Annotated in this window: 14 protein-coding genes; 8 read left to right on the forward strand and 6 right to left on the reverse strand. The window is 69.2% G+C overall.

All coding sequences use genetic code 11. The features are described 5' to 3' along the window. A partial coding sequence (locus tag IEY87_RS41905; RefSeq protein ID WP_189144457.1) for a transporter substrate-binding domain-containing protein occupies positions 1-1,392 on the forward strand: 1,392 nt, incomplete at its 5' end. A gap of 54 nt (positions 1,393-1,446) precedes the next feature. Next, entirely contained in the window at positions 1,447-2,421 is a 975-nt protein-coding gene (locus IEY87_RS41910) for a malate dehydrogenase (RefSeq protein ID WP_189144458.1), read from the forward strand. Between the two features lie 41 nt (positions 2,422-2,462). Here the strand turns inward: IEY87_RS41910 and IEY87_RS46890 are convergent, their stop codons facing one another. After that, positions 2,463-2,588 carry a hypothetical protein gene (locus IEY87_RS46890; RefSeq protein WP_263653277.1) on the reverse strand — a complete coding sequence of 42 codons (126 nt, stop codon included), beginning with the start codon at positions 2,586-2,588 and terminating at the stop codon, positions 2,463-2,465. 67 nt (positions 2,589-2,655) lie between these two features. Next, a complete protein-coding gene (gene galE / locus IEY87_RS41915; protein WP_189144459.1) occupies positions 2,656-3,603 on the reverse strand; it encodes a UDP-glucose 4-epimerase GalE in 948 nt (315 codons plus the stop codon). A gap of 86 nt (positions 3,604-3,689) precedes the next feature. Here galE and IEY87_RS41920 point away from each other — a divergent pair, with 86 nt between their 5' ends. Together IEY87_RS41920 and trpS are read left to right on the forward strand one after the other, a co-directional pair. Continuing rightward, the gene (locus IEY87_RS41920) at positions 3,690-5,003 is read left to right on the forward strand and encodes a hemolysin family protein (RefSeq protein WP_189144460.1); all 1,314 of its coding nucleotides are present in this window, start codon (positions 3,690-3,692) and stop codon (positions 5,001-5,003) included. A 14-nt stretch (positions 5,004-5,017) separates the two neighbouring features. Next, a complete protein-coding gene (trpS, locus tag IEY87_RS41925; protein ID WP_189144461.1) occupies positions 5,018-6,022 on the forward strand; it encodes a tryptophan--tRNA ligase in 1,005 nt (334 codons plus the stop codon). Between the two features lie 47 nt (positions 6,023-6,069). On the opposite strand, the gene IEY87_RS41930 is transcribed toward trpS, so the two are convergent. Next, complete coding sequence (locus IEY87_RS41930; protein ID WP_189144462.1) at positions 6,070-6,543, reverse strand: GNAT family N-acetyltransferase; 474 nt, start codon at positions 6,541-6,543, stop codon at positions 6,070-6,072. Between the two features lie 135 nt (positions 6,544-6,678). On the opposite strand from IEY87_RS41930, the gene IEY87_RS41935 reads away from it, so the two are divergent. Continuing rightward, complete coding sequence (locus IEY87_RS41935; protein WP_189144463.1) at positions 6,679-7,788, forward strand: YihY/virulence factor BrkB family protein; 1,110 nt, start codon at positions 6,679-6,681, stop codon at positions 7,786-7,788. Here IEY87_RS41935 and IEY87_RS41940 read toward each other — a convergent pair. Continuing rightward, positions 7,777-8,898 (reverse strand): D-alanyl-D-alanine carboxypeptidase family protein, encoded by a 1,122-nt coding sequence (locus IEY87_RS41940; protein WP_225278181.1) that lies wholly within the window; start codon positions 8,896-8,898, stop codon positions 7,777-7,779. The genes IEY87_RS41935 and IEY87_RS41940 overlap by 12 nt on opposite strands. Before the next feature lie 98 nt (positions 8,899-8,996). Here IEY87_RS41940 and IEY87_RS41945 point away from each other — a divergent pair, with 98 nt between their 5' ends. After that, a complete protein-coding gene (locus IEY87_RS41945) occupies positions 8,997-9,197 on the forward strand; it encodes an SCO4848 family membrane protein (protein WP_189144465.1) in 201 nt (66 codons plus the stop codon). Here IEY87_RS41945 and IEY87_RS41950 read toward each other — a convergent pair. After that, entirely contained in the window at positions 9,160-10,563 is a 1,404-nt protein-coding gene (locus IEY87_RS41950) for a peptide ligase PGM1-related protein (RefSeq protein WP_189144466.1), read from the reverse strand. The genes IEY87_RS41945 and IEY87_RS41950 overlap by 38 nt on opposite strands. A gap of 228 nt (positions 10,564-10,791) precedes the next feature. Between IEY87_RS41950 and IEY87_RS41955 the strand changes: the two genes are divergently transcribed. Continuing rightward, complete coding sequence (locus tag IEY87_RS41955) at positions 10,792-11,007, forward strand: hypothetical protein (protein WP_189144467.1); 216 nt, start codon at positions 10,792-10,794, stop codon at positions 11,005-11,007. Between the two features lie 71 nt (positions 11,008-11,078). Then, positions 11,079-12,314 carry an amidohydrolase gene (locus IEY87_RS41960; protein ID WP_189144468.1) on the forward strand — a complete coding sequence of 412 codons (1,236 nt, stop codon included), beginning with the start codon at positions 11,079-11,081 and terminating at the stop codon, positions 12,312-12,314. 89 nt (positions 12,315-12,403) lie between these two features. Here the strand turns inward: IEY87_RS41960 and IEY87_RS41965 are convergent, their stop codons facing one another. Further along, positions 12,404-14,284 (reverse strand): Xaa-Pro dipeptidyl-peptidase, encoded by a 1,881-nt coding sequence (locus IEY87_RS41965; RefSeq protein ID WP_189144469.1) that lies wholly within the window; start codon positions 14,282-14,284, stop codon positions 12,404-12,406. Positions 14,285-14,479: the final 195 nt, after the last annotated feature.

The following is a 14,479-nucleotide window of genomic DNA, read 5'->3' on the forward strand; positions in this document are numbered from 1 at the left end:
GTGTTCGAGGGCAGCTCCATCGCCGCCGTGCTCAACCGGATCCTCAACCACGAGGTGGACGTGGAGATGATGCCGGAGCCGCTGCGCGGGGTGGTGCGGGCGGCCCTGTCCAAGTCGCCCGCCGACCGGCCGTCCGCCGACCAGATCCTGCTGCGGCTGCTCGGCCAGCCCGAGACCGTGGGCGCCTCCACGGCGGTGCTGAACCAGGGCGCGCAGGTGGCCGGCGACGACACCACGCCGTTCTCGCGGGTCTCACCGACGCTCGCCGACCGGGCCAGGCGGGAGTCGGCCGCGGGCATGGGCTCGCTGCCCCAGCAGACCGGGGATGTGACGCCGTACCAGCACCTGGGTGGCCCGACGGGGGACCAGCGTCTGGGTGGTCAGACGGGGGATGTGGCGTCGTACCAGCGCCTGGGGGGTCAGACCGGGGATGTGGCGTCGTACCAGCACTCGGGGGGCCCGGGCGGGCATCAGCAGGCCGGTGGTGGGCCGTACCCGCAGGTGAGTCCCGCGCCCGTGCGGCGGCGCGGGCGCGGGAAGTGGTGGGCGGTGCTGGTCGCGGTGCTGGCGCTGGCCGCGGCCGCGACGCTGGTGGTCCTGGGGGACAGCTGGCAGCTGTTCGGGGCGGCCGGGTCCGGCGCCACCGAGGAACAGCCCCCATCCGCCGGCTCGTCCGTGGCGGACAAGGTGGCCGGCACGGGGAAGATCCTGATCGGGGTGAAGGGCGACCTGCCGGGCGTCGGGCTCTCCCGCGGCGGCCGCTTCGAGGGGTTCGACGTCGACCTCGCCCGGCGGATCGCCGAGGAGCTGGGCGCCAAGCGGACCGACTTCGTCGCCGTGTCCAGGGCCGACAGGGCCGGCGCGCTGGCGGAGGGCAAGGTGGACCTCGTGGTCGCCACCTACTCGGTCAACGACGACGACGTCGAGTTCGCCGGCCCCTACTACCTCGCCCACCAGGACCTGCTGGTGCGCCCCGGGTCCATCGACTCGATCGAGGACCTGGAGGGCAAGAAGATCTGCGGCGTCAACAGCCCGTCCGTCGGCATCGTGCAGGACCGGGTGAAGGTCGAGCCGGTCCCGGCCGGCAACTACGCCGAATGCATGGACCTGCTCAGGAGCGGCGCCGTGGACGCGGTGCCGGGCGACGACCTCATCCTGGCCGGATTCGCCGGCCGGGAGAACCAGCGCTACAAGGTGCTCGGCGCCAAGCTGAACGACGAGCGCTACGCCGTCGCGCTCAGAACGGGCGACGTCAAGACCTGCAAGGCGATCAACGGCGTGATCGCCGACCTCTACCGCACCGGGTTCATCAAGCAGCTCATGAAGAAACATTTCGCCAAGGTGGACTTCACACCGGAGTCGAAGGTGCCCGCGATGAATGCCTGCGAATGACGACCAGGTAACATCCGAAAGTCAGTGAATCTACCTGCGAGTTAGGGGAAGGCCATGGCCACGCCCGTCAAGGTGACCGTCACCGGAGCAGCCGGTCAGATCGGCTACGCGCTGCTGTTCCGCATCGCCTCGGGCCAGCTGCTGGGCCGGGACGTCCCGGTCAAGCTGAGTCTGCTGGAGATCCCGCAGGCGGTGAAGGCAGCCGAGGGCACCGCCATGGAGCTCGACGACTGCGCCTTCCCGCTGCTGTCCGGCATCGAGATCACCGACAGCCCGGACGTCGCCTTCAACGGCGCCAACGTCGCGCTGCTGGTGGGCGCCATGCCGCGTAAGGCCGGCATGGAGCGCGGTGACCTGCTCGGCGCCAACGGCGGCATCTTCGGCCCGCAGGGCAAGGCGATCAACGATCATGCCGCGGACGACATCAAGGTCCTGGTGGTGGGCAACCCCGCCAACACCAACGCGCTCATCGCCCAGCAGAACGCGCCGGACGTCCCGGCCGACCGCTTCACCGCGATGACCCGCCTCGACCACAACCGCGCGCTGTCGCAGCTCGCGGTCAAGCTGCAGGTCCCGGTGACCGAGATCAAGCACCTGACGATCTGGGGCAACCACTCCGCCACGCAGTACCCCGACCTCTTCCACGCCGAGGTCGGTGGCAAGATCGCGGCCGAGCAGGTCGACACCGAGTGGCTGCGTGACACGTTCATCCCGACGGTGGCCAAGCGCGGCGCCGCCATCATCGAGGCCCGTGGCGCCTCCTCCGCCGCCTCGGCCGCCAACGCGGCCGTCGACCACGTCTACGACTGGGTCAACGGCACGGAGTGGACCTCGGCCGCGGTCGTCTCCGACGGCTCCTACGGCGTGCCCGAGGGGCTCATCTCGTCGTTCCCGGTCCGGGCGGCGGGCGGCAAGTTCGAGATCATCCAGGGCCTGGAGATCGACCAGTTCTCCCGTGAGCGCATCGACGCCTCCGTGCGCGAGCTCACCGAGGAGCGCGACGCGGTGCGCGAGCTGGGCCTGATCTGACCTTCGCCCGTCCCGGCCGTGCTCCCCGCCCTGTCCCTGTCTCAGGGTTGGTGGGGAGTCGCCGGGTGGGTGATGGACGGTGTGCCAGGGGTGGGGTCGGGTGTCGCGAACACCACCCCGGCGGCGACCGTCATGCTGGCGAGCACGACGAGGATGCCGAGCAGCACCTTCGTGACCCTTGGTGAAAAGTTCCTCACATTTCGTATCAGAGCATAAATTAAGCCCTGGTATGAGTCATTTGCCGGAAAGCGCATCCCAGGCGTCCGAGACGATGTCCCCGAGGGAGGTCCGCTCGGCTTTCCACCCCAGCTCGCGCTGAATTTTCTCCGACGAGGCGACCAGCACCGCCGGGTCCCCGGCGCGGCGCGGGCCGACCACCGCGGGGATCTCGTGCCCGGTGACCTCGCGGCAGACCGAGATCACCTCCTGCACGGAGAAGCCGGTGCCGTTGCCCAGGTTGTAGACCTTGTGCTCGCCCTCCTGGCAGGCGTCCAGCGCCAGCAGGTGGGCCCGCGCCAGGTCGGACACGTGCACGTAGTCGCGCACGCAGGTGCCGTCGGCCGTCGGATAGTCGGTGCCGAACACGCTGACGGACTCCCGCTCCCCGGTGGCGACCTTAAGGACGTTGGGGATGAGGTGAGTCTCCACGGCGTGCCGCTCGCGGTAGTGGCCGTAGGCGCCGGCGACGTTGAAGTAGCGCAGGCTGACCGCGCCCAGGCCGCGCAGCACCGCGTACGCCGACAGCGCGGTGTCCACGGCCAGCTTGGAGGCGCCGTAGGGGTTCGTCGGCCGGGTGGGGTCACTCTCCTGGATCGGCGAGCGCTCCGGCTCGCCGTACGTGGCCGCCGTCGAGGAGAACACGATCTTGCGCACGTCGCGCTCGCGCATGGCCTCCAGCAGCGCCAGCGTCCCGCCGAGGTTGTTGGCCCAGTAGAGCTCCGGCTTCTGCACCGACTCACCGACCAGTGACTTGGCCGCGAAGTGCAGCACCGCCTCCACCCCGTCGAGCGCGCCGCCCGCGTCGGTGATCGGGGCCTCGACGAACCGCGCCCCGCTCGGCACCGCGTCCGCGTGCCCGGTGGACAGGTCGTCGAGCACGGTCACCTCGTGGCCCGCCTCGATGAGTTGGGCGGCGACGACGCTGCCGACGTACCCGGCACCTCCGGTGACCAGCAGCCTCATGTTCACTCCTGTCTGAATATGTTTGATTTTGTACGGCTTGGCGTTCAGCATACGCGGGAAACTCGCCGAGTACGCTGCCAAACACCATGTTTGACACCGTCGTGGCCAACATCGCCCTGGTTCTACTGTTCATCCTGGTGGGAGGGTTCTTCGCCGCCGCCGAGATGGCCATGGTCTCGCTGCGGGAGAGCCAGGTCCGCAAGCTGTCCCACCTGGGCCGCCGTGGCGAGCGGGTGGCCAAGCTCGCCCGCGATCCCAATCGCTTCCTGTCCGCCGTGCAGATCGGCGTGACCGTCGCCACCATGCTCTCCGCCGCCTTCGGCGCCGACCGGCTCGGCATGCAGCTGTCTCCCGTCCTTGAGGGGTGGGGCGTGCCCGCCGCCTTCGCCCCCGTGCTCGCCCTCGTACTGGTGACGCTGGCGATCTCGTACTTCTCCCTGGTGCTCGGCGAGCTGGCGCCCAAACGCCTGGCCCTGCAGCGGGCCGAGGGGCTGTCGCTGTTCGTCGCCCCCTTCCTGGACCGCATCGCCGCCCTGTCGCGCCCCATCATCTGGGCGCTGTCCAAGTCGACCGACGGCGTCGTCCGGCTGCTCGGCGGCAACCCGAAGGCCGACAGGGAGGAGGTGACCACCGAGGAGCTGCGTGACATGGTCGTCGGGCACGCCGAGCTGACCACCGACGAGCGCAACCTCATCGCCGAGGTGTTCGCCGCCGGCAAGCGGCAGTTGCGCGAGGTCATGCTGCCGCGCACCGAGGTGGAGTTCATGGAGGCCGACACGCCGCTGGCCGAGGCCGCCGTGCTGGCCGCCGGGCTGCCGCACTCGCGCTTTCCCGTCTACCGCCAGTCCTATGACGAGGTCATCGGGTTCGTACACGTCAGGGACCTGCTGGACCCGGTGCTCACCGGCCGCACCGAGCCGCTGAGCGAGCTGGTGCCGATCAGGCCCGCCAAGTTCGTGCCCGCCTCCAAACGGCTGCTCACGACCCTGTCGGAGATGCGCACCGAGGGGCAGCACATGGTCATCGTCATCGACGAGTACGGCGGCACCGCCGGCATCGTGACCATGGAGGACCTGGTCGAGGAGCTCATCGGCGACATCAGGGATGAGTACGACATCGAGGACGACACCGTGGTCCTCCCGGCCGGCGAGATCGAGATCGACGGCCTGACGAACCTCAACGACTTCAGCTCCGAAACCGGCATCCGGCTGCCCGACGGGCCCTACGAGACGCTGGGCGGCTTCGTCATGGCGATGCTCGGACACGTACCCGAGCTGAACGAGCAGGTCGAGGTGCCGGGCTTCGAGCTGACCGTGACGGAGCTCGACGGCCGCCGTATCGCCCGGGTGAGAGTGAAACGCCGTGCGCTGATCGAGTCGCCTCCTGAACAGGATTCCTGACACAATTGCCTGCTATGGCCAGACCTCGTGTACTCTCCGGCATCCAGCCCACTGCGGACTCCTTCCACCTGGGCAACTACCTGGGTGCGGTTCGTCAGTGGGTCACGTTGCAGGAGACCCACGACGCCTTCTACTGCGTGGTGGACCTGCACGCGATCACCGTCGCGACCGAGCCCGCCGCCCTGCGCCGCCGCAGCCGGGTGGCCGCCGCGCAGCTCTTCGCCGCCGGGCTCGACCCCGAACGCGCCACGGTCTTCGTGCAGTCGCACGTCCGTGAGCACACCGAGCTGGCGTGGATCCTGATCTGCCAGACCGGGATGGGGGAGGCCGCCCGGATGACCCAGTTCAAGGACAAGTCCGCCAAGTTCGGCGAGCAGGCCGCCAGCGTCGGCCTGTTCACCTATCCGATCCTCCAGGCCGCGGACATCCTGATCTACCAGGCCAACAGCGTCCCGGTGGGCGCCGACCAGAAGCAGCACCTGGAGCTCACCCGCGACCTCGGCCAGCGCTTCAACCACCGCTTCGGCGACACCTTCACGATCCCGGAGCCGTACATCCTCAAGGAGGTCGAGAAGATCACCGACCTCCAGGACCCGTCGGCCAAGATGTCCAAGTCCTCCTCCAGCCCCGCGGGCATCCTGGACGTCCTGGAGCAGCCGGGGCCGCTGCGCAAGAAGGTCATGCGCGCCGTCACCGACACCGGGTCCGAGGTGCTCTTCGACGAGGAGAACAAGCCGGGCATCTCCAACCTGCTGCGCATCCAGTCCGCGCTCACCGGGACCGCCATCCCCGACCTGGTCGCCCGCTACGAGGGGCAGGGCTACGGGACGTTCAAGAAGGAAGTGGCGGAGGCCGTGGTCGAGACCTTCACACCGATCCGCGAGCGCACCGAGAAGCTGCTGGCCGACGAGGTGGAGCTCGACCGCCTGCTGGCCATCGGCGCCGAGCGTGCCCGCGTGGTGGCCCGCCACACCATGGCCGAGGTCCGGGACCGCGTCGGCTTCCTCCCCAGCCTCTGACCCCACCCGGGCGGGCCCCCAAAGGCCCGCCCGCATGCGGGCGGGCCTCACAAGTCGTCAGCCCGGCTTCGCCGTAGGCCCTGGTCCAGCGGGTAGTCGTAACGGATGAACCCGTGGAAGCGCGCCACCCTGTCGTACAGGATGCGAGCGCCGGTGTTGTCCTGTTTGGTGGTCCAGTAGAGGCGGGAAGCGTCTCGCTCTCGCGCCGCTCGGGCCACCCACTCGATCAGTGCCCGCGCCGCACCCTGGCCGCGCGCCGCCTCGTCGACGAACAGGTCCTGCAGGTAGCAGGCGTCCGACGACCAGAAGGTGGGGTGGAACAGGTAGTGCGCGATGCCGACCAGCTTCCCGTCCGAGTGTGCGCCGATGCCGTACAGTTCCGCGCCGTGCCTCAGCAGCCGTTGCCAGGTCTCCTCGTATCCCTCGTCGGGCACCGTGGTCTCGTAGAACGTCTTGTAGCCACGCGCCAGCGCTTCCCAGGCGTCGCGATCCTCGGGGCGCAACGGGCGGATGTCGATCATGGTCGCCCATTCTGGCACGGGCCGCTCCGGGCCGCCTGACGGGCGTCGGCGGGCGTGGTACAAAAGTGCGCCGGTGGATACGAAGGCTCGCCTCGGGGCAGGTCTGCCGATACAGGGGACCTGAGAGGCAGCGTGATGGCGAGCCTGACCCAGCGGATCGACGCGGCCAAGAGCCGGGGGCGCCGGCTGATGGAGCACTGGCGGGTGCGTCGGCCGTTCTTCGATCATCTGCTCAGGACCGTGCAGCGCTATCAGGGTCAGTCGGGGGACCGGCTGGCGGGAGCGGTCACGTACTTCGCGTTCCTGTCGTTCTTTCCGCTGCTCGCGCTGGCCTTCGCACTGCTGGGTTACCTGCTGGTGTTCGACGAGAGCGTGGAGCAGGCTCTGCGGGAGGCGATCCGGGAGCAGTTCCCCGGCGTGGCCGACCAGCTCGACCTGAGCTCCATCGAGAACGCCAAGGCGACCGCGGGGATCATCGGTCTGCTCGGTCTGCTCTACGCGGGCCTGGGGGCGGTGGACGCGCTGCGCGGGGCGCTGCGCGAGATCTCGATGACCACCGCGCCGCCGCTCAACTTCTTCGTCGGCAAGCTGCGCGACCTCGTCTCCCTGCTGATGCTGGGGGTGACGCTGATCGTGTCGGTGCTGGTGGGCGGGCTGGCGACGCAGGCGACCCGGAACGTCGCGCTCTTCCTCTTCGGCGACAGCTCGCCGGTGGTCACGGCGGTGACCTGGCTCGTGGGGGTGCTGGGCAGTGTGGGCGCGGACTGGGTGCTGTTCGTGATCCTGCTGGGCTGGGTGGCCAGGCCCACCCAGCCGTTCCGGCTGATCGCCAGGGGGGCGCTGCTGGGCGCGGTCGGCTTCGGCGCGCTCAAGCAGGTCGCGTCGCTGCTGCTGGCCCAGACGCTGAGCAATCCCGTGTACGGCGCGTTCGCGGTGATCGTCGGACTGTTGATCTGGATCAACATCTCTGCCCGGCTGGTGCTCTACGTGGCCGCCTGGACCGCCACGGCCGGCCTCCCTCCGCCGCCCGCACCGTCACCCGTCCCGTCGTCAACCGTTGGAGCGTCCCCGGACGCAGGCCAGGACACGTCCCAGAAGGTGGGCCGGGACGCGTCCCAGAAGGCGGCCGAGCGGGCACCCCGGCCGGCACCCCCGTCAGCGCCCCAGCAGGCTCCCGAGCAGCCTCAGCAGGCATCGGAGCAGCCTCAGGAGGCGGTTCGGCCGACCAAGGCGTCACAGGCGTGAGCGGCGCCTGCGGCGGATGCCGTAGCCGAGCCAGATCAGCCCGAACAGCAGCCCGCCGCCGATGGCGGCCGAGCCCAGCGTGCGGCTGGTGGCGGTCTGCTCGGAGGCGGCGTGGTCGAGCAGCGGCTGGGCGGCGCTGGTCCCGGAGGGCGCCACGGCCGGCCCGCTCACCAGCGGGGCGGCCTGCTGGACCGGCGCCTGGACGGGGAGCGGGTCGACGAGCCGCCCGACCGGGGTGACCTTGCCCCTGGCGGTGAAGCCCCAGTCGAGGAGCTCGGGCACCTCGTCCCAGAAGTAGCCCGTGTGCTTCATGATCGAGACGATGATCGTGTGACCGTTCCGGGTGGCCGCGCCGACGAAGGCGCCCTGGGCCTTGGAGGTCCAGCCGTTCTTGACGCCGATCATGCCCTTGTAGCGCCACAGCAGCTTGTTGTGGTTGCTGATCTCGTAGAACTTCTTCTTCGGCGCCGGGAACTTCGCGGTCTTCGTACTGATATATCGGCGGAATTCGGCGTTGGCGAGGCCGGCGCGGGCGATCAGCGCCAGGTCATAGGCCGAGCTGCTCTGTCCGGGCTTGTCCAACCCGCTGGGCGTCTTGGCCACGGTGTCGTTGGCCTGCAGACGCTTGGCCTCGGCGTTCATGTCGGCCATCGTCCGGTCCAGGCCGCCGTTGGTCTCGGCCAGTGCCATCGCCGCGTCGTTGCCCGAGGACATCATCAGCGCCTTGAACAGGTCGTCGACCTTGTAGATCGGCGTGGACCGCAGGCCGACCGCGCTGCCTTCCTGGTTGACCGCGTTACGGCTCGGCTTGACCGTGAGGTCCTTGTCGAGCTTGGGGATGAGAGTGAGCGCGGTCAGCATCTTGAGCGTGCTGGCCGGCAGGTAGCGCCCGTGGGCGTTCCTGGCCGCGAGCACCTGGCCGGTCTCGTGGTCGGCGATCACGTACGAGGTCGCCTTGGTCTTCGGTGGCGCCTTGATGCCCGCGGGCTTGACCAGGCCGCGGCTGCCGAGCGAGTCGCCGCCGACCGGCGGCGGCGTCGGTGCGGCGTGGGCGGCTCCCGTGAGGGGGCCGGCAAGAGTGACCGCGGTGAGGAGTGCCGTAGTAGACACCAGTTTCGTCCACATTACGGTCTCAGCGTAGCTTCGTGTTGTTACCCATGCGGCGACACATCCCCCGATGGTCTGCCTTCAACGCTAGAGAGAGTGGCATGTCACGAAAGATCGCCGGATTCCTCATCGCACTCGGCGTGTTCATGGTCTTCGAGTGGATCAACCTGGGGTTTAACCTGGCCGACGGGCACGCGACCGGCTTCTATGTGGTCCACGGCATCCTGATCGCGGTCAACATCATCCTGGCGGCCGTGCTCGTGATCATTGGCGTACGAGGTCTCCGCAGAGCACGCGTCTAGTGCGGGCGTGCAGCTCGTTGGCCTGGTCACGGGAGTCGCCGATGGAGGTGAAGCCCAGCTTGCCATGCTCGGGCAGGGCGCCCAGCAGGTGGAAGACGTTGCCGGTGCGCGTTTCCTGGTCGAAGCCCAGGCCGAGCCGCTCCGCCGCGCGCACCACTTCGCCCGGCGTCCGGCCGCGCAGGCAGGAGGCCGCGCAGTTGTCGGTCGCGGTGTAGTGCTTGGGCCGGCCGTCGGCCATGAGCAGGCCGGTGCCGGGGTCGTAGTCGGCGCCGGTGGTCAGCAGCGTCGCGCCGTAGGGATGGGTGGTGCCGCCGATGCGCAGGTTGATCTCGCACAGCAGCGCGGCGTAGCCGGCGTCGGTCTTCATGGCGAAGAAGTCCATGCCGAACAGCCCGACCACGCCCTTGCTCGCCAGGACCTCGGCGATCCGGTCCGCCGAGGCGCCCACCTCGGCGCGGTACTCCTCCGCCGCCGGGAAGGTGCAGCCCTGGAAGACGTCGCCGTTGGCGCCGCCGAGCACCTGGTCGTGGGTGGCGAGCACCTCGTGCTGCCCGCCGGGCGTGATGCGGGCCAGCGCGCTGGGGTAGAACAGCGGCCGGTGCTCGATGTACTCCTCGACGACGGCCCCCCGCTCCAGGGCCTTCTCGGTGAAGCTGGCCCAGGTCTCCCCGGCGGCGGTGAAGCTCGTGCGTGACCGGTCGCTCTTGGCGAGGATGACGTTGCCGAGCCCCGAATAGCCGTCGTTCAGCTTGACGATCACTCGCTCGCCCGGCACCGACTCGATCGCGTCCTCGATCTCGGTCAGCGTGTGCAGGCCGCCGAAGCCGCGAGCCATGGGCACGCCCGCCGCGGTGCCCACCTCGCGGGAGCCGCTCTTGGAGCCGTAGTAGGCCAGCGTCGTCGCGGGACCGTAGAGGGGAACGTTCAGTGACGAGGCGAGCTGCTCCTCCAGCTCGCTCAGCACGAACGGGACCAGCCAGGCGTCACCTTCGATGGCGGAACGCAGCCGGTCCAGCACGTCGGGGGAGGAGAGCAGCGTTCTGGTCAAAGGCTGCAGATTCGGCTCGTCCAGGCTGATGAGCTCCAGCCGCTTGGCCGCCTCTTCAGGGTCGGGCAGGAAGCCGAGGTAGTAGTCGACGATCTCCGGATCGATCGGCGCGGAGGTGAGGTAGACCACCTTGACCTCGGGCCGGCGGAGCGTCAGGAGCAGGAAGAGCAGGCGCTCCTCGTAGCAGCGCGCGCCGGTGATGCGGCGCAGCTCGTCCTGCGGGAGAGACAGCGAGGGTACGACCACCAGGGTCCCCTCGCCCGGCTCGAAGATGCTCAACCTGGCATACTTCTCCCCGAACGGGATGTTAGTGATCATATAGCGAGTGAAACACGCATTATTCGCAAATGCAGCCAGCGCGGGAGTGTGATGACCATGACGGAAGGTGACACGATTCGGAATCGCTGACCACGTTTGGGAGTAGCGACATCGGGTCACCAATTAATGATCCGTTATGACCATCTTCGAGTCAGGCATGCGGTTACGGTGCGTGACGATCCATGGTTACGGGCACGCAGTCGGCTAACTTTTGGTGTAGTTGTCGCCGTGAAGCCCCGGGTAGGCGATAAAGTCGATGCATCGCCAGGTTCCACGGCCGACCGCTGTGTTTCCGGGCTGCGGCGGCTGCCCACCCTTCAGGCGGCCGAGATCCGCGACCCCGTGCTGACGATCTTTTTGGCACCGAAACCAGTGGGTGTGGCATCTGATTCGCCGGACGGCTGTTCCGATCAGAACAGCCTTCGCGCGCAGTGGAACAAATGACGAAATGGCGCTATGAGCGGTGCGATGTCGGGCAGTGGGAAATCGCACGGCATAGGACGGGATGGTGACAGATGCAGGGACGTGAGCTTCGAGGGGAACTCGACGCGTTCCTGGCGGAGACGGAGCAGGATCTGGTGGCGTTCCGCCGCGACCTGCACATGCATCCGGAGCTGGCCTTCGCCGAGTACCGCACGACGCAGCGGATCGCCGAGCGGCTGCTGGCCGTCGGGCTGGTCCCCACGGTGCTGCCGCGCGGCACCGGGCTGATCTGTGACGTGGGCAGCGGCGACGGCCCGATCGTGGCGCTGCGCGCCGACATCGACGCCCTGCCGCTCCAGGACGAGAAGGAGCTGCCCTACCGCTCCACCGTCGCCGGCTCCTGTCACGCGTGCGGGCACGACGTGCACACCTCGATCCTGCTCGGCACCTCGCTCTTCCTGGCCCAGCAAGCCGCCGCCGGGCTGCTGCCGGGCCGGGTGCGGCTGATCTTCCAGCCCGCCGAGGAGCTCCCCGGCGGCGCGCTGGAGGTCATGGCCCACGGCGGCATCAGCGGCGTGGAGCGCATCTTCGGCCTGCACTGCGACCCGCGCGTCGACGTCGGCCAGGTCGGGCTCAAGTCCGGGCCCATCACCTCCGCCTGCGACAAGCTCGTGATCCGGGTCTCGGGACCCGGCGGCCACACCGCCAGGCCGCACCTCACCGCCGACCTGGTCTTCGCCCTCGCCAAGATCCTCACCGAGTTGCCCGCCGCGCTGTCGCGCCGGATCGACCCCCGCTCCTCGCTCAGCCTCGTCTGGGGCAAGGTCCAGGCGGGCACCGCCGCCAACGCCATCCCGGACGAGGGCGTGGCCGAGGGCACCGTGCGCTGCCTGGACGAGGAGGCGTGGCACGCCGCGCCCGACCTGATCAAGGCGCTGCTGGAGTCCGTCGCCGGCGCCTATGGCGTCGAGGCCACGATGGACTACACCCGGGGCGTGCCGCCGGTGGTCAACGACGAGCTCAGCGTGGCCATGATGGGTGAGGCCGCCGCCCGCGCCCTGGGCGCCGGCGCCGTGGTGGCCACGCAGCAGTCACTCGGTGGCGAGGACTTCGCCTGGTACCTCGAGTCGATCCCCGGCGGGTTCGCCCGGCTCGGCACCCGCTCCCCGGAGACGGGCATCACCTACGACATCCACCAGGGCACGTTCGACATCGACGAGCGGGCCATCGGCATGGGCGTCCGCCTCATGGCCACCACCGCGCTGACCGCCCTGTTCGAGGGCGGCCACCTGCCGTCGGCGGACGAGATCACCTCCGCACTGGCCTGACCTTCCCGCACGGCGGCGAAGGACTCACGAGTCCTTCGCCGCCGCCGCGTCTCAGAGGATGCCGCCGCGTCTCAGAAGATCCGGCCGTCTCAGAAGATCCGGCCGGAGACGATCGGCAGGTCGAGCGACGACTGCCCGGGAGACATCGTGACCTTGGTCCCTTCCGGGTAGCGCAGGGTGTAGTCGCGATCCGTCGAGATGATCACGACGCCGATCCGGTGCCCCTTCTTGAACACGTAGTCCTGCGGCTGGAAGTCCCAGCTGAAGCCGTACTCCTTGCCCGGCCTGACCGCCTCCGACCGGTCGGGCCGGTTCCGGTTGCGGACGTCAAGCCAGCCGCGCGTGACGATCTTGTACGGCGTCACCGCCGTGCCGAGCCGGCGCAGCGCCGTACAGCCGGTGTCACCCGGGATGCCCTGGCCGTAGCAGTAGTTCTCGCCGGTCGGCACCAGCGTGCCGTTGGGGCGGATGTCCTCGCCGTAGTCGACGAGCAGGGCCGTCAGGTACGGCGAGGCGCCGTTCTTCATCGAGGCTCGGACCGACACCGTCGGCGTGCCCGAGATGCGCACGTCCGCGGGCAGGGCGCCGGTGAGGTAGGCCAGCCGGTTGGGATCCGGCGCGGGCGCGGCCTCCGCGAGCTGCTCGGCGGTGCGGATCTTCTGGTCGGTGAACGACTCACGACCGGAGTGCGGGCCGGGACGCGGGCTCAGCCGGGCGCCGGAGCCCAGCCACAGCCGCTGCGGCCGGGTGCCGGGCAACGGCCAGGAGGCGTGCTGTCCCCACTGGCCGGCGGCGATCTCCACATCGGCCTGCGGCTCCCTCATGATCCCGCTGTTGATCCCGTACAGCCAGTGGTCGAACCAGCCGTGCAGCTGGCGCAGCCATTCGGCGGTGCGCAGGTTGAACGGGTTCATGTGGGTGCCCTGGTGCAGCCAGATCTTGCGCGGCACCCTGCGGTCGGCCAGGGCGTACCACCACTGGGCGGCCTGCTTGGTCTTGACGTTCCAGTCGTTGAGCCCGTGCACCAGGAAGACGCTGGCCTTCACCTTGCGCACGTCGTTGAGGTAGTTGCGCTCGTCCCAGAACCGGCTGTAGTCGCCGGTGATCCGATCCTGGGCGGCCGTCAGGTGGTCCATCACCCCGCCGCAGACCTGCTGGCCGTTCTCCCGGGTGAGCACGTACTTGGCCAGCACGTCCGCGTCCTCGCCCTGGAAGCCGCCGGGCGCCAGGACGCCGCCGTTGGCCCGGTAGTAGTCGTACCAGGAGGAGATGGCGGCGATCGGCACGATCGTCTCCAGGCCCTTCACGCCGGTGGCGGCCACCGCGTTGGGCAGCGTGCCGTTGTAGGAGACGCCGATCATGCCGACCTTGCCGGTCGACCAGGTCGCGTCGACGCGTCTGCCGTCGGCGTCGAAGCCCTTGGCGCGGCCGTTCAGCCAGTCGATCGCTGCCTTGGGGCCGGCGGTCTCGTTGCGGGCGCCGGTGGTGGGGCAGCCGGTGGCGCGGCCGCTGCCGAGGTTCTCCACCAGCGCGACGGCGTAGCCGCGGGGCACGAAGTAGTTGTCGTAGTAGCCGTCGAACGGCTCCGCGTCCACCTTGCTCGCCGAGCGGGACGCGCTGGGCAGCGGGTTGCCGTGCTCGTCGACGTCCACCAGGTGGTTGGCCACGTCGTTGCCGCCGGCGTAGTAGGGGCTCGACTCCATGATCACTGGGACCTTGAGGCCCTGATCGGTCTCCTTGGGCCGCAGGATGTCGACGGCGACGCGGTCGGGCTTGCCGTCGCTGTCGCTGTCGGTGCCCGCGACCTCGACGAAGACCGTCTGCTTGATGGCGTCGGCGCGGGAGAACACCGGTTGGGTCGCGTTGTCGGTGACCGTGATGGCGGGGATGGTCGCCGTGGCGGGCGCGGTGGCCATGGTCAGGACCATGACCGCCGTGAGCGGCACGGTGAGTGCCTTCCAGGGTTGCATGTAGGGACTCCAGACGATATTTCCACCGTTGGTGGGAATCCCTGACATGATCGTCCGTGGATGAAGCGCTGGCGAGGCCCAAAGTTCGGTAAAGCCTCGGAAGGGCTCTCACCGCCCGAATCAGGTCACGGACGCGCTTGATGTCGATAACGGAGCGGTTGCGACCCTGTGCTGCGGTTTGGTATGCCCTGGTCA

The sequence above is a fragment of the Nonomuraea glycinis genome (assembly GCF_014646515.1).
Lineage (GTDB): Bacteria > Actinomycetota > Actinomycetes > Streptosporangiales > Streptosporangiaceae > Nonomuraea > Nonomuraea glycinis.